The organism is Bifidobacterium sp. LH_389, assembly GCF_056357235.1.
In genome coordinates this window covers 28,672-54,630 of the sequence record NZ_JBKEVR010000006.1, presented here as the reverse complement: position 1 = coordinate 54,630, position 25,959 = coordinate 28,672, and the positions used below count along the sequence as shown (strand labels likewise).

The 25,959-nt window shown below is 65.3% G+C and carries 18 protein-coding genes; 5 read left to right on the top strand and 13 right to left on the bottom strand.

Annotation, left to right across the window (positions count from 1 at the left end; genetic code table 11):
- Nucleotides 1–118: 118 nt before the first annotated feature.
- Both AC1AZA_RS07615 and rpoB read right to left on the bottom strand, forming a co-directional pair.
- The gene (locus AC1AZA_RS07615; protein ID WP_476514065.1) at nt 119–4,276 is read right to left on the bottom strand and encodes a DNA-directed RNA polymerase subunit beta'; all 4,158 of its coding nucleotides are present in this window, start codon (nt 4,274–4,276) and stop codon (nt 119–121) included.
- 39 nt (nt 4,277–4,315) lie between these two features.
- On the bottom strand, nt 4,316–7,858 hold the full coding sequence (rpoB, locus tag AC1AZA_RS07610) for a DNA-directed RNA polymerase subunit beta (RefSeq protein ID WP_476514064.1): 3,543 nt from the start codon (nt 7,856–7,858) through the stop codon (nt 4,316–4,318).
- Between the two features lie 396 nt (nt 7,859–8,254).
- Here rpoB and AC1AZA_RS07605 point away from each other — a divergent pair, with 396 nt between their 5' ends.
- The 3 genes from AC1AZA_RS07605 to AC1AZA_RS07595 all read left to right on the top strand — a co-directional run bounded on the left by AC1AZA_RS07605 (nt 8,255) and on the right by AC1AZA_RS07595 (nt 10,420).
- Entirely contained in the window at nt 8,255–9,562 is a 1,308-nt protein-coding gene (locus AC1AZA_RS07605; RefSeq protein ID WP_476514063.1) for an ABC transporter substrate-binding protein, read from the top strand.
- A gap of 176 nt (nt 9,563–9,738) precedes the next feature.
- Complete coding sequence (locus tag AC1AZA_RS07600; RefSeq protein WP_476514062.1) at nt 9,739–10,266, top strand: SGNH/GDSL hydrolase family protein; 528 nt, start codon at nt 9,739–9,741, stop codon at nt 10,264–10,266.
- Nucleotides 10,193–10,420 (top strand): SGNH/GDSL hydrolase family protein, encoded by a 228-nt coding sequence (locus AC1AZA_RS07595; protein WP_476514061.1) that lies wholly within the window; start codon nt 10,193–10,195, stop codon nt 10,418–10,420. Before AC1AZA_RS07600 ends, AC1AZA_RS07595 begins: the two co-directional genes overlap by 74 nt.
- On the opposite strand, the gene AC1AZA_RS07590 is transcribed toward AC1AZA_RS07595, so the two are convergent.
- The 3 genes from AC1AZA_RS07590 to AC1AZA_RS07580 form a co-directional block, all read right to left on the bottom strand.
- Nucleotides 10,380–11,327 carry a helix-turn-helix transcriptional regulator gene (locus AC1AZA_RS07590; protein ID WP_476514060.1) on the bottom strand — a complete coding sequence of 316 codons (948 nt, stop codon included), beginning with the start codon at nt 11,325–11,327 and terminating at the stop codon, nt 10,380–10,382. The two genes, AC1AZA_RS07595 and AC1AZA_RS07590, sit on opposite strands and share 41 nt — an antisense overlap.
- A 22-nt stretch (nt 11,328–11,349) precedes the next feature.
- Nucleotides 11,350–11,985 (bottom strand): hypothetical protein, encoded by a 636-nt coding sequence (locus AC1AZA_RS07585; RefSeq protein ID WP_476514059.1) that lies wholly within the window; start codon nt 11,983–11,985, stop codon nt 11,350–11,352.
- A gap of 61 nt (nt 11,986–12,046) precedes the next feature.
- Nucleotides 12,047–12,991 carry an HhH-GPD family protein gene (locus AC1AZA_RS07580; RefSeq protein ID WP_476514058.1) on the bottom strand — a complete coding sequence of 315 codons (945 nt, stop codon included), beginning with the start codon at nt 12,989–12,991 and terminating at the stop codon, nt 12,047–12,049.
- 20 nt (nt 12,992–13,011) lie between these two features.
- Here AC1AZA_RS07580 and AC1AZA_RS07575 point away from each other — a divergent pair, with 20 nt between their 5' ends.
- Nucleotides 13,012–13,683, top strand: a complete 672-nt coding sequence (locus AC1AZA_RS07575; protein WP_476514057.1) for a tRNA (cytidine(34)-2'-O)-methyltransferase — start codon at nt 13,012–13,014, stop codon at nt 13,681–13,683.
- Nucleotides 13,684–14,624: 941 nt separating this feature from the next.
- Here AC1AZA_RS07575 and AC1AZA_RS07570 read toward each other — a convergent pair.
- The 3 genes from AC1AZA_RS07570 to AC1AZA_RS07560 form a co-directional block, all read right to left on the bottom strand.
- Entirely contained in the window at nt 14,625–16,130 is a 1,506-nt protein-coding gene (locus AC1AZA_RS07570; RefSeq protein WP_476514056.1) for a hypothetical protein, read from the bottom strand.
- Between the two features lie 613 nt (nt 16,131–16,743).
- Complete coding sequence (locus AC1AZA_RS07565) at nt 16,744–18,108, bottom strand: DUF711 family protein (RefSeq protein WP_476514055.1); 1,365 nt, start codon at nt 18,106–18,108, stop codon at nt 16,744–16,746.
- Between the two features lie 45 nt (nt 18,109–18,153).
- On the bottom strand, nt 18,154–18,426 hold the full coding sequence (locus AC1AZA_RS07560; RefSeq protein WP_476514054.1) for an ACT domain-containing protein: 273 nt from the start codon (nt 18,424–18,426) through the stop codon (nt 18,154–18,156).
- A gap of 323 nt (nt 18,427–18,749) precedes the next feature.
- Here AC1AZA_RS07560 and AC1AZA_RS07555 point away from each other — a divergent pair, with 323 nt between their 5' ends.
- A complete protein-coding gene (locus tag AC1AZA_RS07555; protein ID WP_476514053.1) occupies nt 18,750–20,072 on the top strand; it encodes an MFS transporter in 1,323 nt (440 codons plus the stop codon).
- A gap of 408 nt (nt 20,073–20,480) precedes the next feature.
- Here AC1AZA_RS07555 and AC1AZA_RS07550 read toward each other — a convergent pair whose 3' ends face one another.
- From AC1AZA_RS07550 to AC1AZA_RS07530, 5 genes are all read right to left on the bottom strand, one after another.
- On the bottom strand, nt 20,481–20,672 hold the full coding sequence (locus AC1AZA_RS07550; RefSeq protein ID WP_476514052.1) for a hypothetical protein: 192 nt from the start codon (nt 20,670–20,672) through the stop codon (nt 20,481–20,483).
- 277 nt (nt 20,673–20,949) lie between these two features.
- Nucleotides 20,950–22,401, bottom strand: coding sequence for a DHA2 family efflux MFS transporter permease subunit (locus tag AC1AZA_RS07545; RefSeq protein ID WP_476514051.1), 1,452 nt, complete (start codon nt 22,399–22,401; stop codon nt 20,950–20,952).
- 170 nt (nt 22,402–22,571) lie between these two features.
- A complete protein-coding gene (gene galK, locus AC1AZA_RS07540; RefSeq protein ID WP_476514050.1) occupies nt 22,572–23,822 on the bottom strand; it encodes a galactokinase in 1,251 nt (416 codons plus the stop codon).
- A gap of 39 nt (nt 23,823–23,861) precedes the next feature.
- Nucleotides 23,862–25,112 (bottom strand): galactose-1-phosphate uridylyltransferase, encoded by a 1,251-nt coding sequence (galT, locus tag AC1AZA_RS07535; RefSeq protein WP_476514049.1) that lies wholly within the window; start codon nt 25,110–25,112, stop codon nt 23,862–23,864.
- A complete protein-coding gene (locus AC1AZA_RS07530) occupies nt 25,109–25,933 on the bottom strand; it encodes a DeoR/GlpR family DNA-binding transcription regulator (protein ID WP_476514048.1) in 825 nt (274 codons plus the stop codon). The genes galT and AC1AZA_RS07530 overlap by 4 nt, the downstream gene beginning before the upstream one ends.
- Nucleotides 25,934–25,959: the final 26 nt, after the last annotated feature.

Genomic DNA, 25,959 nt, shown 5'->3' with positions numbered 1-25,959 from the left:
CGCCGCGCACGCAGCCGCGCAACCGATCGCGGCGGAATACGCGCAAGGCCACCGCCCGTACGGTGTACGGACGATGGCCTTGGGTCAGCCGATCATGATCGACATGGCGTTGACCGGCTTACTGCTGGTCGACGTCGTCAGCGGGCTGATCCCCGTCGGATGCCGCGTCGGAACCCTGATTGCCGTCGGAATCCTGACCGGCATCAGAAGCGGTGCCATCGGTACCTTCAGCGCCGTCGGCTCCGAACGCGGAGGAGAAATCGTCGTCGTCCAGGCTGGTCTGGCCACCCTGATCGTTGAGGAAGTCATCCGGGTTGAAGTCGTCGCCGAGCTTGAGTTCGCCGAAGTCGATGTTGGAGAAGTCCACATCGCCCAGATCGGCGTCGGAGAGGTCCACGTCGCCGGCCGCATCGTCCCCGCCCAGACCGAAGTTCGGGTAGATGGTGTCGCGGATGGCCTTGTCGGGCTCCACCACGGCGTTGCGGTAGCGGGCGAGGCCCGTGCCGGCCGGGATGAGCTTGCCGATGATCACGTTCTCCTTGAGGCCCTTGAGGTCGTCGACCTTCTGGCTCAGGGCGGCTTCGGTGAGCACGCGCGTGGTCTCCTGGAAGGAGGCGGCGGACAGCCACGAATCGGTGGCCAGCGACGCCTTGGTGATGCCCATGAGCTCCGGGCGGCCCGCAGCCGGCTTGCCGCCGTTCGCCACAGCCTCCTTGTTCGCCTCCTTGAAGCGAGCCTGATCCACCAGTTCGCCCGGCAGCAGCTTGGTGTCGCCGGAATCGATCACGGTGATGCGGCGCAGCATCTGGTGCGCAATGACCTCGATGTGCTTGTCGTGGATGTCCACGCCCTGGGAGCGGTACACGGTGTGCACCTCCTCCACGATGTTGACCTGGGCGGCGCGCGGGCCGAGGATGCGCAGGATCTTCTTGGGATCCACGGAACCCTCGATCAGCTGGCGGCCGGCCTCCACGTGCTCGCCGTCCTGCACCATGAGCGGGACGCGGCGGGTCACCGGGTAGGTAATCGGCTCCACGGCCTGATCGTCCGGGGTGAGCACCACCTGACGGCCGCGGTCGGTGTCCTCCACCTTCACGGTGCCGGGATATTCGGCGATCGGCGCCTCGCCCTTCGGGGTACGCGCCTCGAACAGCTCCGTCACGCGGGGAAGACCCTGAGTGATATCGGACGCGGAGGCGACACCGCCGGAGTGGAAGGAACGCAGCGTCAGCTGGGTACCGGGCTCGCCGATCGACTGGGCGGCCACGATGCCCACGGCCTCGCCCACGTCCACCAGCGTGTTGGTGGCCAGCGACCAGCCGTAGCACTTCGCGCACACGCCACGCTTGGACTCGCAGGTCAGCACGGAACGGCACTTGACCTCTTCCACGCCGTGCTTGACCAGATCGCGCAGCACATCCATCGACAGAGCGTCATCGCGCTTGTAGAGCACGGTCGTGCCGTCGGCCGGGTCGATCACGTCCGCAGCCAGCAGACGGGAGTACGGACCGCCGTCCGCAGCCTTGACGAGCACCAGATTGCCGTTCTCGTCACGCTCGCCCACCTTGATGGTCAGGCCTCGCTTGGTGCCGCAGTCCTCCTCGCGCACGATCACGTCCTGGGACACGTCCACCAGACGACGGGTCAGGTAGCCCGACTCGGCGGTACGCAGTGCGGTATCCGCCAGACCCTTGCGGGCGCCGTGCTGGGAGATGAAGTACTCCAGCACGGACAGGCCGTCGCGGTAGTTCGACTTGACCGGACGGGGGATGATCTCGCCCTTCGGGTTGGCCACCAGGCCACGCATGCCGGCGATCTGGTTGATCTGCATCATGTTTCCTCGTGCACCGGACTGCACGATGATGGCGAGGTTGTTCCTGGCGTCGAAGTCGCGTTCCACGGCCTTGGACACCTCGGCGGTGCACTTGGTCCACAGGTCGATGAGCTCCTGACGGCGCTCGTCCTCGGTCATGAGACCCATCTCGTAGTTCTCGTTGACCGTGGCGGCTTCACTCTCGTACCGGGCGACGAGCTCGTTGCGCTCGGCCGGCTCGATCACGTCGGAGAACGCGAAGGAGACACCGGACCACGGGGCGCGGGTGAAGCCCAGATCCTTGAGCGCGTCAAGGGACGCAGCCACCTGCGCGGTGGAGTAGCGGGACGCGATGTCGTCCACGATCTTCGCCAGACGCTTCTTGCCAACCTGCTCGTTGACGAACGGGTAGTCCACCGGCAGCGTCTCGTTGAACAGGATGCGGCCGTAGGACGTGGCGAACAGCACGGTGCCGTCGTGGAAGCGTTCCTCACGCACGGTCTCGGGGCTGCCCGGCTCCGGGTCCACCACCTTGAGTTCGCCCGGCTCCCAGTCGGCCGGCAGGCAGAAGTCCTTCGGCAGACGGATGAGCACCTTGGCCTGCATGTCGATGTCATGGCGATCCAGCGCCATCTCGGCCTCCTCGAGCGAGGAGAACACGCGGCCCTGACCCTTCGCGCCCTCGAGCACGGTGGACAGGTAGTACAGGCCGAGGATCATGTCCTGGGAAGGCATGGTCACGGTGTGGCCGTCGGCGGGCTTGAGGATGTTGTCGGAAGCCATCATCAGCGAACGTGCCTCGGCCTGGGCCTCGGCGGACAGCGGCAGGTGGATGGCCATCTGGTCGCCGTCGAAGTCCGCGTTGAACGCGGCGCAGGCCAGCGGCGGCAGATGGATGGCCTTGCCTTCCACCAGGATCGGCTCGAACGCCTGAATGCCCAGACGGTGCAGGGTAGGCGCACGGTTGAGCAGCACCGGGTGCTCGGAGATGACCTCCTCGAGCACGCCCCACACCTCGGAGTCGCCGCGGTCCACGAGACGCTTCGCGCTCTTCATGTTCTGCGCGTAGTTGAGGTCCACGAGGCGCTTGATCACGAACGGCTTGAACAGCTCGAGCGCCATCGGCTTCGGCACGCCGCACTGGTGCATCCTCAGGGACGGGCCCACCACGATCACGGAACGGCCCGAGTAGTCCACGCGCTTACCCAGCAGGTTCTGGCGGAAGCGGCCCTGCTTGCCCTTGAGCATGTCGGACAGGGACTTGAGCGGACGATTCGAGGCGCCGGTGACCGGACGGCCGCGGCGGCCGTTGTCGAACAGGGAGTCGACGGCCTCCTGCAGCATGCGCTTCTCGTTGTTGAGCATGATTTCCGGGGCGCCCAGCTCGATGAGTCGCTTGAGGCGGTTGTTACGGTTGATCACGCGACGGTACAGGTCGTTGAGGTCGGAGGTGGCGAAACGGCCGCCGTCGAGCTGCACCATCGGGCGCAGGTCCGGCGGGATGACCGGAATCACGTCCAGCACCATGGCCTCCGGCTTGTTGCCGGTGGACAGGAAGGCGTTGACGACCTTCAGACGCTTGAGGGCGCGGGCCTTGCGCTGGCCGGAGCCGGTTTCGATCTCCTCGCGCAGCTGCTTGGACGCGGCCTCGAGGTCGAAGTCCTGCAGACGCTTCTTGATCGCCTCGGCGCCCATGCAGCCTTCGAAGTAGTCGCCGTAGCGATCCTCCATCTCACGCCACAGGTCCACGTCGCCTTCCATGTCGCCGGGCTTCAGGCCCTTGAAACGATCCCACACGGCGTTGAGGCGCTGGATCTGATCGTCGTAGCGCTGGCGGATGGCCGCCATGTCGCGCTCGGCGCCGTTGCGCAGCTTGGCGCGGGCGGGGCCCTTCGCCTCGCCGGCCTCCTCCAGCGTGGCGAGATCCTCCTCGACCTTCTTGGCGCGCTCCTCGATCTCGTTGTCACGGCGCTTGGCAAGGTGCTCGATCTCGTGGTCGAACTCCTCCTGCAGGTCGGGCAGGTCCTGATGACGCTGCTCGTCGTCCACCTTGGTGACCATGTACGCGGCGAAGTAGATGACCTTCTCGAGGTCCTTCGGCGCGATGTCCAGCAGGTAGCCCAGACGGGACGGCACACCCTTGAAGAACCAGATGTGGGTCACGGGGGCAGCCAGCTCGATGTGCCCCATGCGCTCGCGGCGCACGCGGCTGCGGGTGACCTCCACGCCGCAGCGTTCGCACACGATGCCCTTGAAGCGCACGCGCTTGTACTTGCCGCAGGCGCACTCCCAGTCGCGGGTCGGGCCGAAGATCTGTTCGCCGAACAGACCGTCCTTCTCCGGCTTGAGGGTGCGGTAGTTGATGGTTTCGGGCTTCTTGACCTCGCCGTGGCTCCATCCGCGGATGTCGTCGGCGGTGGCCAGGCCGATCCTCAGTTTGTCAAATGCGTTGACGTCCAGCACTTGGTTTGTCCTGTCTTTCGAAATCTAACAGCGGTCTTATCAGCGGTATTCGGGTTCGGGAGCGGCCTGGTCCGCCTTCGCGGCGGCGTCCGGGCGGGCGCCGATGTTGAAGCCCAGGTCGTTGGCGGAAGCGGCGGGATCGTCGTCCTCGTCCTTCATGTCGATGGTCTGGCCGTCGGCGCTGAGCACCTCGACGTTCAGGGACAGGGACTGCATTTCCTTCAGGAGCACCTTGAAGGATTCGGGGATGCCCGCCGGCGGCAGGTTATCGCCCTTGACGATCGCGCCGTAGACGCGCACGCGGCCATCCACGTCGTCGGACTTGGTGGTCATCATCTCGTGCAGCGTGTACGCGGCGCCGTAGGCCTCGAGGGCCCACACCTCCATCTCGCCGAAGCGCTGGCCGCCGAACTGGGCCTTGCCGCCCAGCGGCTGCTGGGTGATCATGGAGTACGGGCCGGTGGAGCGCGCGTGGATCTTGTCGTCCACGAGGTGGTGGAGCTTGAGCATGTACATGTAGCCCACGGAGATCGGCTTGGGGAACGGTTCGCCGGTGCGGCCGTCGAACAGGGTGGCCTTGCCGTCGGGACCCACGAGCTTGTTGCCGTCGCGGTCGGGCAGGGTCGTCTTGAGCAGGCCCTGGATCACGTCGGGGCGCACGCCGTCGAACACCGGGGTGGCGACCGGGGTGTTCGGATCGGCCTTCTCGGCGCCGGCCGGCACGTGCTTCTTCCACTCGGCCTCGAGATCGGGGTCGAGGCTGATGTCCCAGCCGGCGTGCGCAATCCACCCGAGGTGGAGTTCGAGCACCTGGCCGAGGTTCATTCGCGAAGGCACGCCCAGCGGGTTGAGCATGATGTCCACGGGGGTGCCGTCCGCCAGGAACGGCATGTCCTCCTCGGGCAGGATGCGCGAGATGCAGCCCTTGTTGCCGTGGCGGCCGGAGAGCTTGTCGCCCACGGTGATCTTGCGGTGCTGCGCGATGTACACGCGGATCATCTGGTTGACGCCGTTGGGCAGCTCGTCGCCGTCCTCCTCGGCGTCCTCGCGGGTGATCTCCTTGACGGCGATCACGGTGCCGGTCTCGCCGTGCGGCACGCGCAGGGAGGTGTCGCGCACCTCGCGGGACTTCTCGCCGAAGATGGCGCGCAGCAGGCGCTCCTCCGGGGTCAGCTCGGTCTCGCCCTTCGGGGTGACCTTGCCGACGAGGATGTCGCCGGCCTCGACCTCGGCGCCGATGCGGATGATGCCGCGCTCGTCGAGGTTGGCCACCGCGTCCTCGCCGACGTTCGGCAGGTCGCGAGTGATCTCCTCGGCGCCCAGCTTGGTTTCGCGCGCGTCGATCTCGTACTCCTCGATGTGGATGGAGGAGAGGGTGTCGTCCTGCACGAGGCGCTGCGAGATGATCACGGCGTCCTCGTAGTTGTAGCCGTTCCACGGCATGAACGCGATGAGCAGGTTCTTGCCCAGGGCGATCTCGCCCTTCTCGATGGCCGGGCCGTCCGCCAGCACGGTGCCCTTCTCCACGCGCTCGCCGTCCTTGACCAGCGGACGCTGGTTGTAGCAGGTGGTCTGGTTGGAGCGCTGGAACTTGTACAGCTTGTAGCTGGACTGGGTGCCGTCGTCGTTCATGGTGCGGATCATGTCGGCGGAGACGTAGGTCACCACGCCGTCCTTCTCCGCGATCACCACGTCGCCGGAATCGTAGGCGACGCGCCATTCGGAACCGGTGCCCACGAGCGGGCGCTCGGATTCGATCAGCGGCACGGCCTGACGCTGCATGTTGGTGCCCATCAGCGCTCGGTGGCCCTCGTCGTGCTCGAGGAACGGGATCAGGGAGGCGCCGATGGAGACCATCTGGCGCGGGGAAACGTCCATGTAGTCGACCATGTCGACCGGCACATCCTCGGCCTCGCCGGCGGCGTCACGCACCAGCGCGTCCTTGGAGACGAAGTTGCCGTCCTTGTCGAGCTCCTGGTTCACCTGAGCGATCACGTGGTCCAGATCGCGGTCGGCGGTCATGTACTCCACGTCGTCGGTCACATGGCCGTTGACGACCTTGCGGTACGGGGTCTCGATGAAGCCGAACGGGTTGGTGCGGCCGAAGGTGGCCAGCGAGCCGATGAGGCCGATGTTCGGGCCTTCGGGGGACTCGATCGGGCACATGCGGCCGAAGTGGGACGGGTGCACGTCACGCACCTCCATGGAGGCGCGGTCGCGGGACAGACCGCCGGGGCCCAGGGCCGACAGACGGCGCTTGTTGGTCACGCCGGCCAGCGGGTTGTTCTGGTCCATGAACTGGGACAGCTGCGAGGTGCCGAAGAACTCCTTGATGGTGGCGTTCACCGGGCGGATGTTGATCAGGGACTGCGGGGTGATGGCCTCGGAGTCCTGGGTGGTCATGCGCTCTCGCACCACGCGCTCCATGCGGGACAGGCCCGTGCGCAGCTGGTTCTGGATCAGCTCGCCGACCTGACGGATGCGGCGGTTGCCGAAGTGGTCGATGTCGTCCACGTCCACGCGCAGCTCCACGTCCTGACCGTCGCGGCGGCCCGGGAAGGTCTTGTCGCCGGCGTGCAGGGTGACCAGGTACTTGATGGTGGCGATGATGTCCTCGCGCTGCAGGGAACGCTCGTTGTAGTCCACCTCGAGGCCGAGCTTGCGGTTGATCTTGTAGCGGCCCACGCGGGCGAGATCGTAGCGCTTGGTGTTGAAGTAGAAGGAGTCGAGCAGGTTGCGGCCGGCCTCCGGGGTGGCGGTGTCGGACGGGCGGATCTTGCGGTACAGGTCCGTCAGGGCCTCGTCCTGGGTCTCGACGGTCTCCTTGGCGAGGGCGTCGAGCACCAGCGGATAGCCCTGGAACGCCTGGGCGATCTCCGGCTTGGTCATGCCGATGGCCATGAGGAAGACGATCGTGGACTGCTTGCGCTTGCGGTCCACGCGCACGCCGAGCACGTCACGCTTGTCGATCTCGAACTCGAGCCACGCGCCGCGGGACGGGATGATCTTCGCGCCGAAGACCTCCTTGTCGGAGGTGCGGTCCTGGGTGCGGTCGAAGTAGACGCCCGGGGAGCGCACAAGCTGGGAGACGATCACTCGCTCAGTGCCGCCGATGATGAACGTGCCGTGCGGGGTCTGCAGCGGGAAGTCGCCCATGAACACGGTCTGGGACTTGATCTCGCCGGTGTCGCCGTTCTCGAACTCGGCGTTCACGTACAGCGGGGCGGAGTAGGTATAGTCCTTCTCCTTGCACTCCTGGACCGTGTGGCGCGGTTCCTCGAAGTACGGGTCGGAGAAGGTCAGGGACATGGTCTGGGCGAAGTTCTCGATCGGGGAGATCTCCTCGAAGACCTCGTCGAGGCCGGAGGTGTGCGGCACGGTGTTGGTGCCGTTCTTGAGATCCTCCTCGACGCGGGCCTTCCAACGCTCGTTGCCGATCAGCCAGTCGAAGCTGTCGGTCTGGACGCCCAGCAGGTAGGGAACGTCAATGGGTTCCTTGATGGAACCGAAGTTCACGCGGTTCGAAGCCTTGTGCAGCTCGATGTCGTGCTCGTCCGCGCGTGCGTATGTGGTAGTAGCCAAGAGACTGTGTCCTTATCGCTCGCTAGTTCGATTCTGGTGCTTTCCCCGGAACGCGCCGCGGGCCACCATATGCCTGACGGGCGCTTCCCCTATGAAGCCATGCCCGCCATATGACACACTTCACGCGAAGTCAAAATAATATCACCATCGGCGTGTCGCGTCAATCATGCACCTCCCCTCGGCGTTTTGCGCCGCCAACCAGCCGCACCCACCACGCCGGTACCGGCCGCCGGTCATCGACACCAAGTTTTCAGAACACCATCCCAAGAACGGACAACGAAACACATCGACGCACACACTGCAAATCCTCTATCGTGGAGAGCACTTCGGCCAACCGCGCACGGGCCAACGGAGGACTGCGCACGGGTGCCGAGACGCACGAGGAAAGGAAGAACGATGACGTTCAATCGTAGGTATCTGGCGGTTCCCGCCGCCATCGCAGCACTGTCCATGACGCTCGCGGGATGCGGAGGCGCAAGCGGCGGCAACGGAACGCCGCAGGCTTCTGACGGCCCGGTGACGCTGGAGCTGACGTTCTGGGGCAGTGACAACCGCGTCAAACTCACCCAGCAGGCGATCGACCTGTTCCACAGCAAGAATCCGAACATCACGGTAAACATGCAGTATGCCGACTTCACCTCCTACTGGGACAAGCTCGCCACTCAGTCCGCGGGTGGCGAAGCGCCGGACGTCATCCAGATGGACGCCTCCTATCTGGCCTCATACTCCAGCCAGGGCAGCCTGTACGACTTGGACAAACTGTCTGACCAGCTCGATCTCAGCACCATGAGCGCCTCACTCAAGGACACGGGCAAGTACGACGGTACGCAGTACGCGGCACCGATCTCCATGGTCACACTCGGCGTGATGGTCAACAACGATTTGCTCGACCAGCTCGGCATCAGTCTGCCGGACACCTCGACATGGACGTGGGACGACTTCGCCAAAGTAGCCAAGGAAGTCATGGACAAGTCGAATGGCGAAATCATCGGCGCCTATGCGCCCTCCGCCGAATTCATCCTGCAGCTGTGGGCCAGACAGCACGGCACGGTACTGTACAAGGACGGCAAAGTTGCAATCGACCCGCAGGTGCTCGCCGAATTCCTCGAGCAGCCCAAGACCTGGTATGAAAAGGGCATGTCGCCGAGCGTAGACAAGTGGTCGGAGGACATCGTGGCCACTCAGGACCAGCAGCCGTTCGGACAGAACAAGCAGGCGTTCGGTTTCGCCACATCGAACCAGCTGACGGTCAACGTCAAGGCCACCGGTTCGGAGAACATCTCCGTAGAGCCGATGCCCAGTGACGACCATACCACCAAATGGAACTACTACAAGCCCAGCCAGTACTGGTCCATCTCTGCCAAGAGTGAGCACCCGGTGGAATCCGCCAAGCTCATTGACTTCCTCATCAACGACGCCGACGCGGCAAAGATCCTCGGCGCGGAGCGCGGCGATCCTGCGAACAACAAGAACCGTGAGGCGTTGATGGAGACACTAACCGGCGCAGACAAGAAGGTGCTCGAATTCGACAGCTCACTTGCGGACTCCGTGGGTGAGGCGCCCGAGGTCACACCGAACGGCGCCAGCGGCGCGGAGAAGATGCTCACCCGCTACGTGCAGGAGGTCTCGTTCGGACGCATGACGCCCATCGACGGCGCCAACGCGTTCATTGCCGAACTGCAGCGGGAGATCGACGCCGCCTGACCGTTGCAGCGTCCGGAGTAGCTCGCAACCAACGGCGGAGGCTATTTCGGACGCACAGTCTGCTTCCTGTGTCCGAAATAGCTACCCAATCCGGTTTGGGAGGCTATTTCGGACGCGGAACCGGCATCACCGCAACACCATCATGCACGTGCGGGGGAACTGAGAAGGGGAGCATCATGGCATCCAACCAACAGACTGCGCCGACGCCGGCGCGCATCGTGTGCATCGGCGACAGCATCACCTACGGGGACACCGGCATGGGATTCATCGTCGAACGCCCGTGGCCGCGCATCATGGGCGAACGGCTCGGCGCGAGCGTCATCAACTGCGGGCACTGCGGCGCAAGCACGCGGGACTATCGCACCTTGCCGGAATGGCAGACCGCGCTCAACGCGCTGCCCGGCGCCGAAATCGCCACGGTAATGCTCGGCACCAACGACATCGACGGCGGCCGGTGCCGGGGACGGGGATTCGCTGCAGGGCGTCATGGCACGCTACGCATCCATCGTCGCAGACATCGCGGCCGCAACTGCCGAGGAAACCCCTCTTCGCATCGCCGTGCTCACGATCCCGCAGTTCGCGCTCGGCGAGCCGATCTTCGCGAGGTTCACATACGACGAGCTGGTCGTCATGAACCGCGCGGTGGACCGTTTCAATGCCATGCTGCGCGACGCCGCCGCCCACTACGGCTGGCATGTGATTGAGGTCGCCGGGGTGATTGACGGGCGGCGCGAGCTGTACGGCAACACCATCCACCCCAATCCGCGCGGCTACGAGGCGATCGCAAACGCCGTTACGCCGCAAATCAAGGATCTGCTCAGACCGCTACCGTGCCGTCTCGCAGACCGCTGTCGATGAGCACGCCGTCGCCGCCGCCCGCGGTCACGCTGGCGCGGAATTCGCCGGGCGTCATGCCGGTCCAGCCCTTGAACGCCACGCAGAAGTTGCTCGTCTGCCCGAACCCGCAGGCCCGGCCGACGGCCCCGACCGGCTCGCGCGTGTAGCACAGCAGGTATTTCGCTCGTTCCATGCGCACGCCGAGCACGTAACGGTGCGGAGTGATGCCGGTCGCCGCCTTGAAACTCTTGGCGAAGTGGAACTTGCTCATGTTCGCCATGGCCGCCATGGCCGCCAGATCCAGTGCGGCCTCGGGATGCCTGAGCGCATACGCCCGCACCTTCGCGATGCCCTCCTGCGCGGCTCCGGCTCCGGACGCGGCCGCAGAGCCTCCGGAGTCCCGTCCGCGCGCATGCAGCGGCCGGGCACGCGTCGCCAGTTCAGTGAACAGCGTGTCGATGTGCCAGGACATGCGCACGTCCGGAATCGGTGTGCCGCCCTTCAGCGTCTCGTAGATAAGCCGCAGGGCATCGACCGCCGGGGCGGGATCGTCCAGGGAAAGCACGTTGCCGCATTGTTCCACGATGCCGGTGCAGTAGTGCCGCGCCATCGGACCGGTGCAGTGCAGGTACACGTCGTGGCTGCGCGTGGGCGAACTGAACTCGTGCTGGCGGGACAGGTCGGCGATCATGAACTGGCCAGCATGCACGTCCTCGTCCACGTCCCCGATACGCATGTGGAACGTACCGGAATCGAAGTATGCCACGATGATCTCGTCGATGGCCCGTCGCCGCAGCCGGTAGCCGGCCTCGAACGTGATGGTCCCCGCCCGTACCGGCCGGAACGCGACGTGCGGGGCATGCCCGGACGGCACGCCGGGAAAGATCTCCGCACTGCCGGGAACCAGTCCCGCACCCTCCACGCGCATGTGGCACTCCCCTACTGCACTGTTACTGCACCGTGATGACCACGGGGTCGGACTGCACGGACGGGTCCGACTTGAGGCTCAGCCTCGCCACGTAGGCGCCGGCCTTGACCTTTGGCAGTTCGGAATCCTTGCGGCAGGAGGTGTCGGTGCCGTTCGAGTTGGTGGACCACGTCATGGTCTGTTCGTCCCGCTTCATGTCCGCGGCCTGGCTCAGGAGCAGCTTGCGCGGGTTGGCGGTGCACACGTCCGAACGCCACACGGTCTGGTCTCCGGAGGTGATGGTGAGGATGCGCGAACTGTCCGAACCGTCGATGAGGCACTGCCCGGTGCCGATGTACGCGATCGCGGCCGTGAACTTCACCGAGCCGCCCACGCCCACGGTGGAGGATGCCGCGGTCAGTTGCAGGGACACGTCCGACGACGAGCAATTCGACACGCCGGACGTCTTGCGCGGCGTGGGCGGATTGGCAGTGCGGCTGATCGCATAGATCTCGTCGTGGTTGATCCACCGATAGGCGGCTTCCATGCCCGCCACAGCGCCACGGACCACGCCGATGCACGCGGCGATGAGCGCAACGAGCACCACGGCCGCCACGATCCGACGGCGACGGTACATGCGCCGCTGAGCCGGCGTCCACTGCTTTCTTTTTCTGGCCATAACCACTTCAGTCTACGTGCCACGGGCCCGCCCGGCACGTTTCCCGCCGGACCCTTGCCGCTTATCCACATCCCAGCGGCAGGCGCAGCGAGCCGTCGGACAGGATTTCGATCAGCCCGTCCTCGTCGAGGCTGGCGATGCAGGCATCAAGCTGGGCACGGTCCCGCCAGAGCCTCTCCACCGCCTCGCGAGGCAGGGCGACGGGAGCCGAAACGCCCGCAGGCAACTTGCGCAACGCGTCGAGCACGATGCCTCGCACCTGCCGGTCGGTGCCCTGAAACCGCTGCCGGGGTCGCGTGCGCCGCTCGCCCAGTCCGGGCCGTCCGGCCGCCAGAAACGCGCAGCACGCGGAAACCGGGCACTGCCCGCACAGCGGCGCCTTGGCCGTGCACACCAATGCGCCAAGCTCCATCACCGCCTGATTCCAGACCACGGATCGGCTCGCATCCGCCGGCAGCACGCGGCTTGCAAGCGCCCGTTCCGCGGGAGACGCCGCCCCTCCCCGGGATTCAACGCCGGAGAACACGCGACTCAGCACGCGGCGGATGTTGGTGTCCACCACGGCGATGCGCGCGCCGAATGCGAAGCTCATCACCGCACTGGCCGTGTAGTCGCCGATGCCGGGCAGTGCCGTCAGGCCGTCGTAGTCACGCGGCAGGCTATCGTGGTGCTCGCCCGCCACCACGCGAGCGCACTCCTGCAGGCGCAGCGCGCGGCGCGGGTAGCCGAGCCGGCCCCATGCGGTGATTACCTCGGCAGTGGACGCGACGGCGAGCGCGGCGGCGTCCGGCCAGACGGCCATCCATGCGTTCCAGTAGGGCACCACGCGGCTCATCTGCGTCTGCTGGCTCATCACCTCGGACACCAGCACACCCCACGGGGTGGTTCGCCCGAAGCGCCATGGCAGGTCACGCGCGTTGGCGTGCCACCACGCGAACAGCGGCACGGCAACGGCGGAAGAGTCCGCAACGGAGGCGGCGGGGAGAGGTTCAACGGTGTCGTTCATCGTCCCTATTCTTAGCATTCGTGACGAACGAAGCGAACAACGCGAACAATGCAGCAAACCCCGAGGCCAATCCCGAAGCCAAGGTGGAGAAGATGTTCGAGTACGGTTACCGCAAGTCGAACTACGGGCCGGACGAACTGGTGACCGACGCGCACGGCAACCCGATCTCCGTGGTGGATGCGATGCTGTCCGCGGAGAAGGCCGCGGCCGCGGAGACCGTGACGCCGCATCTGTGCTACTACTCGCCGCGCATTCCGGGCAACACCGGTTCCGCGATCCGCCTGTGCGCCGTGACCGGCACGATCCTGCATCTAGTGGAGCCGCTGGGCTTCAACCTGCGCGACACGAAGCTGCGCCGCGCAGGGCTTGACTACCACGACATGGCCCATGTGGTGCTGCACCCGAACTTCGAGAATCTCGTCGAGTCCATGCCGAACTCGCGCATCATCGCATTCACCGCGCACGCCACCAAGCTGTACACGGAGGTGGAATACCGCCCGACCGACATTCTGCTCTTCGGCCCCGAGCCGGGGGACATTCCCGACCCGATGGATATCATGGCCGGCCCGCACGTGGCCGAGCAGGTGCGACTGCCCATGCGCCCGTCCCTGCGTTCCCTGAACCTCACCAACTGCGCGTCCATTGCCATCTACGAAGCCTGGCGTCAGCTAGGGTTCAAGGGCGGCGCGTAAGCGAAACGCTCCGGTAGAGCGTTTCGTAGCGCCGCCGAGCGCGCCACCACGGCGTGCGAGGCAACATTGAGCCTCGCCATCGGCGAGCCAATAATTGCAGGGACGGAGCGTAATAGGACTGACAGTCCAGTCAACCGTCAATCAAACTCCCCCTAGCCTTCCGCCACGGCGCGCGATGCAGCCATAAGCCTCGCCGCAGGAGAGCCATAATTGCAGGACCGTGCCCGATAGACGCACTCCAACGGAGTAGCCCACAACGTCGCAGGAGTTCAAGGTCAAGTCACCTGTGCTTTGGCTCCTGCATTCATTCACTGTGGCCTGTTCCGCAGCAACAATCCGCATCGCAGCCGGACCGCAAATCGACATCCCCGCGACTCATCGCTACCCCATTTTTCACGTTGATCGCGTCACGCACCCAGCACCCAGCGCGGCACGTATCCCGCTCCCCCGGCCGAACCGCATGCGCGCATTCGTCCATTCGGTCCAATCTGTACCCCCGGATTCGCAAGTTGGACCGATCATGCGAAAAAACAGGCCGTTTGGAGGCCAAAAATTGCACGATCGGTCCAAGCTGCGAAAAGGAGTGCACAGGTTGGACCGATCGGAAGAACCACACTCAGGCAATGCGAAGCAGACAGCATATGCAGCAGACAGCACGGCAAGGCTGACGGCGTGCGAGCCAGACAGGCATCGCTGCGCATACGATCCGCTCAAAATACGGGCTGAACATAGCGAAATTCGCGATTCCAAGCGCGAATCTATCGCCCCAGCGATCATTTGACGCTTAGAATCCGGAATTCGTTACATCCAGCCCGTATTTTCCCGCGTCGGCACACCACCGGTGCACCGCCGGCACATCACCGGCGCACCGTCGGCGCAGCACAGCAACGCCATGCAGCGCAAACCCCCGTAGCCCAGCAGCAAAACGCGTCAGTACTGTGTTACCCTTCCACCCCGGGAACCGGCGACTCGTTGCCGCCCTCCGACGCGCCGGATCCGCCGTCGCCGTCACCCGACGTGCCCGGCGTACCGGGTTCCGGCGACGAAGGCTCAGGAGAGGACGGCTCCGGAGAGGACGGCTCAGGAGACGAGGGCTCCGGAGAGGACGGCTCAGGAGAAGACGGCTCAGGCGCAGGAGACGAAGGTTCGGGAGAGGAAGGCTCCGGAGACGAAGGCTCAGGAGAAGACGGCTCAGGCGCCGGAGAGGAAGGCGGCGTAGTGGTCTGTGCACCGCCGGTCGAACCTCCGGTCGAACCGCCGCGGTTGCCGGAACCGTTGGAGCTCGAATCGCTCCGCCGCGAATCGCTGCCGGAATCCGAGGAATCCGAGGAATCCGAGGAATCGTTCCCGCTGTTCTGCGCGTTCTGCTGCTGCGTCCGCCGGGCCGCTTCCTGCTGCGCGGTGTATGCGTCCTTGGAGGCCTGCACGGCCTTTTCCGCGTTCTGCAGCGCGGTCACGGCGGACTGCAGCGCCGACGGGTCCGGATCGGTCTGTCCCAGCACGGCGGTGGCATCGTTGAGCGCGTTCTGCAGCGCGGTGCGCGTAGCCTCGTCGGTCACGGCTCCGTTGCTGCCGTCGAGCAGCGTCTGCGCGGCGGTGATCTCATTGCCCAGCGCGGACTTGGCGTCGTTGACCGTCTTGGCCTTCTGGCTGTCGGTCACGGCGGTGGCCGCATTGGTCACGGCGGAGGCGGAATCGTTGACCTTGCCGATCAGCGCCTGATTGCCCTGCGCGGCCGCGTTGAGCTGGTCGGTGCTGGCGATGTACAGGCAGTTCTGCGCCTGCCTGAGGCCGTTGGCCGTTTCGACGGCCTGCTTGAGCGCGTCCACGGTGGATCCGTCCGCCACGGCGTCGGCGGTGACGGCCTGCGCGTCCTTGGTGGCGTTGAGCGCATCCTGCAGCGCGGACGAGGCCTTGTTGTACTTGGTCCGCGAGTCGTTGCACAGCGCCAGCGCCGAGGCATGCACCCTGTCGTTCTTCAGCGAGTTGTAGTACGACCATCCGCCCAGCGCCAGCGCGATCAGGATCACCACCGCGGTCACGATGCCCACGATCACCCACGGGTTCCTCTTCGGCTTCGGCTGCTCCGCCACCAAGGCGCTGGTGTAATCCGGTTCGCCGGCCAACGCTTCCTGCGGGGTGATGGCCCCGGACCCGTCCGCCGACTGGTATTCGGGCTGATCCCCGGCACCCAGCGGTTTGACGACGGGCACGTCGTTTCCCTTGCCGTCAGCCTTGGTCGTCTCGTCGTATATGGATGCGGGGAAGTTGATGGGAGGAAAGTCCCCGAAGGTGTTCACCACGTCACCATCCGTCGTTACATCCTCCGTGGTCACGGCACTTTCAGCCGACTGGTCGAATTGAATGGGCTGCGATTGACCGGACGACTGAGCCGCCGGCATGGGGTTGCCCAGCGCAACGGTCTCCTCCACATGATTATCCTGCATGGGCAACGTAGACGGCACGGGTTCAACGGCATCGTCCATGCCCATGCCGTGCACAGAAGGAATGACCGTCGTGGGTGCATCGGCGTCTTTGATGGGCTCGCCGACGGACGTTTTGAAGACGATCGTCGGAGCGTCCGCCACGGATTTCTGCTGCGACGCGGGAGGTTCAGGGGATAAAGATTCGGAGGATACGAACGGTTCAACCGGAGTCGGCGCGTCAACGATGCTGCTGTGCTGGGTAAAGGTTGACAGCTCCGGCACCTGCAGCTCTTCGAAATGATGCAGATTGGCGTCTTCGCGTTGCTTATGCTCGTCCATCGTTCTCTTTCGGTTCAGCTTTCCTCATTCCACTTATTCCGATTCACCCCCGACTGCACTGCATCGCCGTTCGAGAAGTGATTCCTCATTCTGTTGATCATGGTCCACAGCGTCTTGTGGATTTGGTCAACCGCAGCACATGGAGGCGCAGCGGGTATGTGCCCTCTTGTCCTTACCCTCTAATCTATGCCGTCGCTGTTACAAGAAGGCTCGGGTGACTGTCCGTCATCCGAGCCTCACCGAGCCATTCAAGCCATCGTCAGATTCGCCTGCTGCCGGTTCGGTTCCTGGCTGTCTAGTTCTTGAAGCTGTGGATCGGGGCGGGGATGCGGCCGCCGCGGGTCACGAAGGCGGCACAGCTGGCCTTGTTCACGGGCATGATGGGCGCGTAGCCCATGAGGCCGCCGAAGTTGGCCTCGTCACCCACGGTCTTGCCCACCACGGGGATCACGCGCACGGCGGTGGTCTTCTGGTTCACCATGCCGATGGCGGCCTCGTCGGCGATGAGTCCGGAGATGGTGGCGGCGGACGTGTCGCCGGGGATGGCGATCATGTCGAGGCCCACGGAGCACACGCAGGTCATGGCCTCGAGCTTCTCGATGGTCAGGCAGCCGGAGGAGGCCGCGTCGATCATGTTCTTGTCCTCGGAGACGGGGATGAACGCGCCGGACAGGCCGCCCACATAGCTGGACGCCATGATGCCGCCCTTCTTGACCTGGTCGTTGAGCATGGCCAGCGCGGCCGTGGTGCCGGGGGCGCCCACCTGCTCGAGGCCGATCTTCTCCAGCACTTCGCCCACCGAATCGCCCACCGCGGGCGTGGGGGCCAGGGACAGGTCGATGATGCCGAACGGGACGCCGAGCCTGCGGGATGCCTCCTGCGCCACCAGCTGGCCCACGCGCGTGATCTTGAACGCGGTGCGCTTGATGGTCTCGCACAGGAATTCGAAGTCCTTGCCCTTGGCGGCATCGAGCGCGCGGGAGACCACGCCCGGCCCGGAGACGCCCACGTTGATCACCGCGTCGCCCTCGGTCACGCCATGGAAGCCGCCGGCCATGAAGGGGTTGTCGTCCGGGACGTTGCAGAACGCCACGAACTTCACGCAGCCGTAGGAATCGTTGTCCGCGGTGGCGGCGGCGATGTCCTTGATCACATGTCCCAGCAGCTCCACGGCGTTCATGTCGATGCCGGTCTTGGTGGAGCCCACGTTGACGGACGAGCAGACGATGTCCGTCTCGCTCAGCGCCTGCGGCAGGGAGCGGATGAGCAGCTCCTCGGCCGGGGTCATGGACTTGGAGACCAGTGCGGAGTAGCCGCCGATCAGGTCCACGCCACACTCCTTGGCAGCGCGGTCCAGCGCGTGGGCGATCTTCACGAAGTCCTTACTGGACTTGCAGGCGCTGGCGCCCACCAGGGAGATGGGGGTGACGGTGATGCGCTTGTTGACGATCGGGATGCCGTAGTCGCGTTCGATCGCCTCGCCGGTGGACACCAGATCCTTGGCGTACCGGGTGATCTTGTCGTAGACGTTGCGGCACACCTCGTCCACGGTGTCCGCCGCGCAGTCGAGCAGCGAGATGCCCATGGTGATGGTGCGCACGTCGAGCTTCTCCTGCTCGATCATCTGATTGGTCTCGTGGACCTCCATGATATTCAGCATGGCGTTGTGTTCCTTTCAGGTCGTACGGTCCGCAGGGTCCACCGATCAGACGCGGTGCATCTTGGTGAAGATCTCCTCGCGCTGGCAGCGGATGCGCACGCCGATGTCCTCGCCCAACTCGTCGAGCGCCTCCACCATCGCGCCGAACTCCACGTCCGACTTGGAATAGTCCACGATCATCATCATGTTGAAGAACCCGTCGATGATGGTCTGGGAAATGTCGAGCACGTTGACCTTGTGGCCGGACAGGTACGTGCAGACGCGGGCGATGATGCCGACGGTGTCCTGGCCGACGACGGTGATGATTGCCTTATTCATGGCGCTCCGATCAAATATGGGAAAGAACGACGGATGTCACCAGTATAGGGACTTCGCGCGCTTGCCGGGCGGGCCGTTCCATTCGTCGTCTGTCGCGCCGTCTGTCTCGCCGCACGGCGCGACGACAGCAGGCAGGGCCGGCGTCCGAATAGTGGTCCGGTCATTCCCCTCGGCGCCCAATCTCCGTATGTTTGCTTTCAGCTTCCGGCCACACGCCGGAACGCAAAGCCGAACCGCACCGGAGCCGTTCCCTACTGGCACAACCGGGACGGGACGGGGCCGGGCGTGGTTCCTTGTATTTTTGAGTTAGAGGGGTTCATTCCATGTCCGCAACCGCTGCAGTCGCCAAGAACGCGACGCCGGTCAAGAAGGACTCGGTGCCGGAGATCATCGCCGCATCCATGGTCGGCACCGCCATCGAGTTCTACGACAACTACTGTTATTCCATCGCCTCCGCCAGCTACTTCGGCGTGATCTTCTTCCCGGCCGCTACCAAGGCCAACCCGGCCATCGGCACCATGCTCGCGTTCCTCACGTTCGCCGTGTCCTTCCTCGCCCGCCCGTTCGGCTCCATGCTCTTCGGCCACTTCGGCGACAAGATCGGCCGCAAGACCACGCTGGTCGTGGCCCTCATGACCATGGGCATCTCCACGTTCCTCGTGGGCTGCCTGCCCGGCTACGAGCAGCTCGGCATGCTCTCCATCATCATCCTGTGCATCTGCCGTGCATGCCAGGGCGTGGGCCTCGCCGGCGAATGGTCCGGCGCCGCGCTGGTCGCCACCGAGAACGCGCCGGCCAACAAGCGCGCCCTGTACGGTTCCTTCCCGAACCTCGGCGCTCCGATCGGCTTCTTCTGCGCCTACGGCCTGAACCTGCTGCTCGACTCCACGCTCGGTCCCGAGGCCATGCAGGCGTGGGGCTGGCGCATCCCGTTCCTGTGCTCCGCCATTCTGGTCATCATCGGCCTGTATGTGCGTCTGCGCATGACCGAGACCCCGATCTTCCGCCAGGCCGAGGCCGAGGACCGCGTCTCCAAGCACCCGCTGCGCGACCTTGTGCCCTACTGGAAGGAAGTCCTGCTGGGCACCGCCGCCATGGGCATCACCTACTCCCTGTTCTACGTGCTCGGCACTTGGTCGCTGTCCTACGGCGTGAAGGTGATGAAGCCGGCATTCACCCAGAACGAGTATCTGGCCATGCAGATGACCTCCGTGGTGTTCTTCGCCATCTTCATCTTCGTCACCTGCGTGTACTCCGACCGTCTGGGCCGCAAGACCGTACTCATCTCCACCACGCTGGCCACGCTGGTCTTCAGCCTGTTCGCCATGCAGTCCCTGCAGCACAACGTCGTTTCCGTGATGCTGTTCCTGTGCGTCGGCTTCGCCCTTATGGGCGGCCTGTTCGGCCCGTGCGGCGCCTACCTGCCCGAGCTGTTCCCGACCCACGTGCGCTACTCCGGCGCCGGTCTGGCCTACAACCTTGCCGCCATCTTCGGCGGTGCGTTCGCTCCGACCATCGCCACCGCGCTGGTGCAGGCCACCGGCACCGTGGAGTCCGTCGGCTGGTACCTCGCCGTCATGTCGGTGATCGCCCTCGTCGCGCTGTTCCTCATCAAGGAAAGCAAGAACAAGGACTACACCAAGTAACGGCCTTACCGGCTGATTGCGTGAGTCGCATGGGTTGTGTGGTCTCCGGTTACCGCTGATCATGCAACGTGCAGCACGCAGCTTGCCGGGAAAATGAACCGATGCCCCCGCATGGAAATGCATTCCATGCGGGGGCATTATCGTTTCTGCCGTTCCGTGGTTTGCCGGCTCTGCTGGCTTGCTGGCGGTCTACCGGCTGCCGACTTAGCGTCCTGCCCCTCCCCGCCGTCTTGCCGTTAGACCATATCTTGCTCCGGTAACTATAGGAACTGTTGTGGTGCTTGAGAATCTCGGTGCCTGAGAGTCTCAGCTTCGACTGTGACGAGTACCGTTCCCTCGAGCAGAGCGGCATGTCCTCTTTTGCATGATCGGTCCAAGCTGTGGGCCCAGATTCGCAGGTTGGACCGATCATGCGATTTTCGGGCCCGAAAACGGCTGTTTTTTCGCGCGATCGGTCCAAGCTGCGTTGGCGGCGGCATAGGTTGGACCGATCGGGGACGTTGCACGCCTGCCGGGGTCCGGGAGAGCATGGACGAGGCCCGTTCGCGCCGTCTGCCGCAGGGGTTCGTCTTCGTCGGGCGGGAACACGATGCCGTTCATGCCGTTCGCGCCACCTGCCACGGAAGGTCTATCCGGGGAGCGCATGGAACGTTGCCCACTGCGTGCCGCCGAAACGGGCGTCACACTCATGGAACGTCACTTCGCACCGCTAGTCCGACGCCGACGCATTGCCGCCGAACCCACCCGGACAGTTCTACGGCATGCCACCCACATCTGCGGTGCCAGCACAGTGAGCACATCTATTGCCGCAGAGCCGCGCGAATCTTGTCCCGCCGCACGCCTCAGCCCATGCAACCCGCACCCGCGCTGGCACCGCTCACCCCCGCCGTGCCGTCCCTTCGCGCAGCAGGAACGAGCCCGCGAGCACGAACGCCACCAGCGCAAGGCCAAACACGTAGCCGTAGCGGGAGCCGGTCACAAATCCGGTCTGGGTGGCGGTGTCCGCGAGTCCCAGCAGGCAGGTGGCGACCGCGGTGCCGATCGCACCCACGACCTGCTGCATGGTGTTGAGGATCGTGCTGCCGTCGGCCGCCATCTCGCGCGGCAGGGCGTGCAGCGCGGCGGACTGGGTGGACTGCTGGATGAACGGAATGCCCACCATGATCACGATGTGCGCGGCCAGGAACAGCCCCACCGGCGAGCCCACGCCGATCGCCAGGAACAGCGCACCGCCGATTACGGCCATGCCCACGCCAAACCACACCAGACGCTGGGCGCCGTAGCGATCGTACATGCGACCGGCCAGCAGCGTGCACAGCGCGTTCACCACGCCGGCGGGCAGCATGAGCATGCCAGCCACGGCGGAACTCAGGCCGAGACCGCGCTGCAGCTCCTGCGGCACGAGGTACATGAAGGCGAGCGTGCAGGCGAAGGAGCAGCTGACCATCACAGCCGGCACGGCGAACGCCCGGATGCGCAGGGCCTTGAGATCCAGCAGCGGATCGGCCACGGTGAACTGCCGGTGCGTGTAGAAGGCAAGCACCGCCACGCCCACCACGAGCAGGGCGATGACTGTGGCGGAGAAGCCCATGTCGCTCACCAAGCTCACGCCGGCAACGAGGCAACCGAAGCCGACGGCCGAGGCGAGGATGGAGATGACGTCCACCGCGGGGCGCGTGCGTTCGATCGGCGTAACGAAGAAGGCCGCGGTGAGCACGATCGCCGCGACGGAGACGACGGCCAGCATGGCGAAGATGGCCCGCCAGGAGAACGCGCCGATCAGCACGCCGGCCAAAGTGGGGCCGATCACGGGCGCGAACATGATGGTGAGTCCGGCCACGCCGTTGGCGGCGCCGATCCGTTGCGGCGGGAACACGCGCATGATGGCCGCGTACATGGTGGGCAGCATGATGCCGGTGCTCACGCCCTGCACCATGCGCCCGGCGAGCAGCACGGCGAAGTTCGGTGCGAGCGTGCATGCCACGGCACCCGCGAGGAAGCAGCAGAGGGCAAACAGGGCGAGCGTCTTGGCACGCACCCATTTGAGCAGGAAGCCGACGCACGGCAGCACCACGCCGATGGCCAGCATGTAGCCGACGACCATCCACTGCACGGTGCCGGAGGTGACGGAGAACTCGTCCATGAGGTCCGGCAGAGCGATGTTCATGGATGTTTCGGACAGCATGCCCAGAAATACGCCGGCGTACAGGCCGGACATGATCAGATGGGGTCTGTCGAAGTGCTGGCACGACGGCGGCTGCGGCGATTGGGCCGGCTGCGGCATCCGCTCGGCGGCATCGGCAGGGGCATGGGTGTGACTGGTGCTCACGTGTTTTCCTCTCTCAACGCAGAAAACCGCATGGCCCGCACCGAAGTACTCGATGGTAATTCGGCGCAGGCCATGCGGTTTTGATCAGCTGTGCAAGGTAGCACGTTTTCGCAGGCTTCGTAAGTCAGGCCGGGCGTGTCGCCGGAGCCGACCCAGCCGCGAAGGCTGCGTCACGCCTCGCGTGAAGCAGCGGCAGCAGCCACGGCGGGCAGGGCGCGCGGGGCGTTGAAGCCCTGGGCCTTGAACTCGTCGGCGATGCGCTGGGCGATCTCATGTCCGGCGCCCTTGTTCACGAGGGCGATGATCGAGCCGCCGAAGCCGCCGCCGGTCATGCGCGCACCGTACGCACCGTGGGCGCGGGCGATGTTCACGGCGGTGTCGAGCTCCGGCACGGTGACGCGGTAGTCGTCGCGTAGGGAGTTGTGCGAGGCGTTGAACAGCTCGCCGGCCCGGGCGATGTCACCCTCCTTGAACGCCTCCACGAACTGGGTGACGCGGCCGATCTCGGTGATCACGTGGCGGGTGCAGCGCACCTGGGCCGGATCGTCGAGCTGCTCGAGCACATCGGCGAGCGCGGCAACCGGATCGTCGGCTGCGTTGACGCGGTCGGCCACCACGCGCAGGTTGTCCACGCCGAGAATCTTCGCGGCGGCCTCGCAGGTGGCGCGGCGCTGGGCGTACTGGCCGTCGTTGAGCTGGTGGGGTGCCTGCGTGTCCACCACGAGCAGTTCGAGACCGTACTTGTCGAGGTCGAACTCCTGCTGGGAGACGGATTCGATCGGGGTCAAGCCCGGCCGGCAGTCGAGCAGGATGGCGTGTCCGGCAGTGCAGCGCATGGACGCGTTCTGGTCGAGCCCGCCGGTGGAGGCGCCGGCCATGTCGTTCTCCGACTTGATGGCGGCGTCGATCAGGGTGACGCGGCCGGCGTCGGTGGCGCCGTAGCCCAGGGAGTACACGTCGTCGAGGGCGAGCGCGGTGGAGCAGGTCATGGCGGCGGATGAGCTCAGGCCGGAGCCGAGCGGCACGCAGGAGACGAACGCGGCGTCGAAGCCCTTGACCTGATCGAATCCGGCTTCCCGCAGGGCCCAGGCCACGCCGGTCGGGTAGGCGGCCCAGCCGTCCACGCCGCCGGCCTGGAGACCGTCGAGGTCTGCGGTGGCGACCTTGTCCGGTGCCACGTCGGACACAAGGCGCACGGCGGTGTCCTCGCGCGGTTTCAGGGCGATGAACGTGCGGTGGGGCAGTGCGATCGGCAGGCACAGGCCGGCGTTGTAGTCGGTGTGCTCGCCGATGAGGTTGACGCGGCCCGGGGCTGCCCATACGCCGGCGGGGTCGGTGCCGTACGTGCGGCGGAACAGGTCGGTGGCCTGTGCAACGCCGTCGTCGTGGCTGATCGGTTCGATGAATTCAACAGCAGTCATTGGTGTTTCGTTCCCTTTCTGGTGATGTGTGTACAACGCTCAGTCCGCGATGTCCACGTCGCCGAGCTCGTGGAATCGCTTGGCGATGAGCTCCGGCGTGGTGTCGGAGATCCAGGCGGCCATGCCGGATTCGGAGCCGGCGAGGTACTTGATCTTGTTGGCGGCGCGGCGGAAGCTGAAGAACTGGAGGTTCAGGCGGTAGTTGGCGCGGCGCGGGTCGTGGATCGGGGCCTGGTGCCAGGCGGCGATGTACGGCAGGTCCATGCCCTTGCCGTCGCCCTTGTCGAAGAACGCGTTGCCGCGCTTGAGCAGCGTGGAGTACATCTGGGCGAGGTCCCAGCGCTCCTGGTCGTTGAGCTGGTCGAGGGTGAGCACGTCGCGCACCGGGGCCACGTGCACCTCGAGGGGCCAGCGGGCGGCGGCGGGCACGTAGGCCACCCAGCTGTGGTTGCGCAGCACCACGCGCTCCTTGGCCTCGAGCTCGGCGTTCATGAGGTCCTTGAGCAGGTTGCCGCCGGTCTTCTCGTGGTAGGCCTCGGTGTGCTGCAGTTCCTTCTCCATCTTCGGGGCGATGAACGGGTAGCAGTACACCTGGCCGTGCGGGTGGGCCAGCGAGACGCCGATTTCGGCGCCGTGGTTCTCGAACGGGAAGATCTGCTCGATGCCTTCGATCGCGGAGATCTCGGCGGTGCGGAAGGCCCACGCCTCGACGACGGTGCGCAGACGGGACACCGGCAGGTCCGCAGGCAGGCCGTGCTCGTCGGGGTCGAAGCAGATGACCTCGCAGCGACCGGCGGCCATCTTCTTCTCCCACAACGGGTTGCCGTCAACGAAGGTGACATCCTCAGAGCGGCCGGGCACGCGGACCATCGACGGGAAGCGGTTCTCGAAGACGACGACGTTGTAGTCGGTGTCCGGCACTTCGCCGTCCTGGTACGGGTCGCCGGGCTTGCGGGCGGCCAGCGGGTTGCCCTTGGCGGTGGCGCCGGGGCCGGCGGTGATCGGGCGGTTCATGCGGGCGGTCGCCATCGGGATCCAGTCGCCGGTCAGCGGGTCGCGGCGCATTTCAGGGGCCGCGTACGGTACCTCCTCGCCGGCGGCGTTCAGCTGGTTGCTGAAGCGGTACGGCAGGTTGCGCGGGTCCTTGAGCTCGCGGGTCTTCCTGCCGGAGACGTAGTCCGGATCGTCATCCAGATAGAAGAAGTCGCGGCCGTCCGCCAGCGTGGTCGGCGTGATGCGAATGTGTTCGGATGCATACTCCCCCGGGGTGTAGTGTGCGAATTCGCTCATTGCATGTACTCACTTTCTTGTGTTGGTTCTTGGGTTGGTTCGGTCTGTTTGGCCAAAACGAGTTCCTTGACCAGTTCCTTGGTCTGCTTGGCGGCCGCCGGATCGAGGCCGTCGTCGGTCACGACCGTGTCCACCTGGTCGAACCGGGCGAACAGGGACAGGGACGTGCACTGCCACTTGGTGTGGTCGGTGAGGATGATCGTCCGGTCGGCAATGCCCATGAGGGCCATGTCCGTGGCGGCCTCGAGCGAATTCGGCATGAGGAATCCGTGCGGGATGGACACCGAGTGGGTGCCGAGGAAAACGGTGTTGACGCGCAGGGAGCTGACGACCTTGTCCGCGATGGGCCCGACGAGGGAGTTGGAACGGGTGATCACGCCGCCGGTGACGATGACTTCGACGTCCTTCGTCTCCAGTGCTTGCACGAGTTCCGCGACCGGGATCGAGTTGGTGAGGATGGTGATGCCGCTGGACTGCTGGGATTCGAGCAGGTGCTGGGCGAACACGTAGGCCGTGGTGCCGCCGCCGATGGCGATCACATCCCCCGGGGCCACGTATTGGATGGCTTCCTGCGCGATGGCGTCCTTGAGTCCGATGTCCATCTGGGACTTGACGGAGAACAGCGGTTCGGCCAGAAGCGTAGAGGTGGTGATGGCGCCGCCATGGACGCGCTTGAGCAGGCCCTTGTCCGCAAGGTCGGCGATGTCGCGGCGAATGGTCATCGCGGAGACGCCGAGTTCCTTGGACAGGGCCGTGATGCGCACGGCTCCTCGCGTGCGCAACCGGCTCAGAATGAGATGTTGGCGTTGTGACGATATCATTCGAACATTATCGCACACATCCGCTC

Excerpts from the sequence above, each read along its gene's own strand:
- AC1AZA_RS07560 (WP_476514054.1), bottom strand. The coding sequence starts at position 18,426 with ATGAATAAGGCAATCATCACCGTCGTCGGCCAGGACACCGTCGGCATC.
- AC1AZA_RS07585 (WP_476514059.1), bottom strand. The coding sequence starts at position 11,985 with ATGGCCAGAAAAAGAAAGCAGTGGACGCCGGCTCAGCGGCGCATGTAC.
- AC1AZA_RS07605 (WP_476514063.1), top strand. The coding sequence starts at position 8,255 with ATGACGTTCAATCGTAGGTATCTGGCGGTTCCCGCCGCCATCGCAGCA.
- AC1AZA_RS07530 (WP_476514048.1), bottom strand. The coding sequence starts at position 25,933 with ATGATATCGTCACAACGCCAACATCTCATTCTGAGCCGGTTGCGCACG.
- AC1AZA_RS07590 (WP_476514060.1), bottom strand. The coding sequence starts at position 11,327 with ATGCGCGTGGAGGGTGCGGGACTGGTTCCCGGCAGTGCGGAGATCTTT.
- AC1AZA_RS07595 (WP_476514061.1), top strand. The coding sequence starts at position 10,193 with ATGAACCGCGCGGTGGACCGTTTCAATGCCATGCTGCGCGACGCCGCC.
- AC1AZA_RS07600 (WP_476514062.1), top strand. The coding sequence starts at position 9,739 with ATGGCATCCAACCAACAGACTGCGCCGACGCCGGCGCGCATCGTGTGC.
- AC1AZA_RS07555 (WP_476514053.1), top strand. The coding sequence starts at position 18,750 with ATGTCCGCAACCGCTGCAGTCGCCAAGAACGCGACGCCGGTCAAGAAG.
- AC1AZA_RS07580 (WP_476514058.1), bottom strand. The coding sequence starts at position 12,991 with ATGAACGACACCGTTGAACCTCTCCCCGCCGCCTCCGTTGCGGACTCT.
- galT (WP_476514049.1), bottom strand. The coding sequence starts at position 25,112 with ATGAGCGAATTCGCACACTACACCCCGGGGGAGTATGCATCCGAACAC.
- AC1AZA_RS07550 (WP_476514052.1), bottom strand. The coding sequence starts at position 20,672 with ATGAACGGCATCGTGTTCCCGCCCGACGAAGACGAACCCCTGCGGCAG.
- AC1AZA_RS07565 (WP_476514055.1), bottom strand. The coding sequence starts at position 18,108 with ATGCTGAATATCATGGAGGTCCACGAGACCAATCAGATGATCGAGCAG.
- AC1AZA_RS07570 (WP_476514056.1), bottom strand. The coding sequence starts at position 16,130 with ATGCAGGATAATCATGTGGAGGAGACCGTTGCGCTGGGCAACCCCATG.
- galK (WP_476514050.1), bottom strand. The coding sequence starts at position 23,822 with ATGACTGCTGTTGAATTCATCGAACCGATCAGCCACGACGACGGCGTT.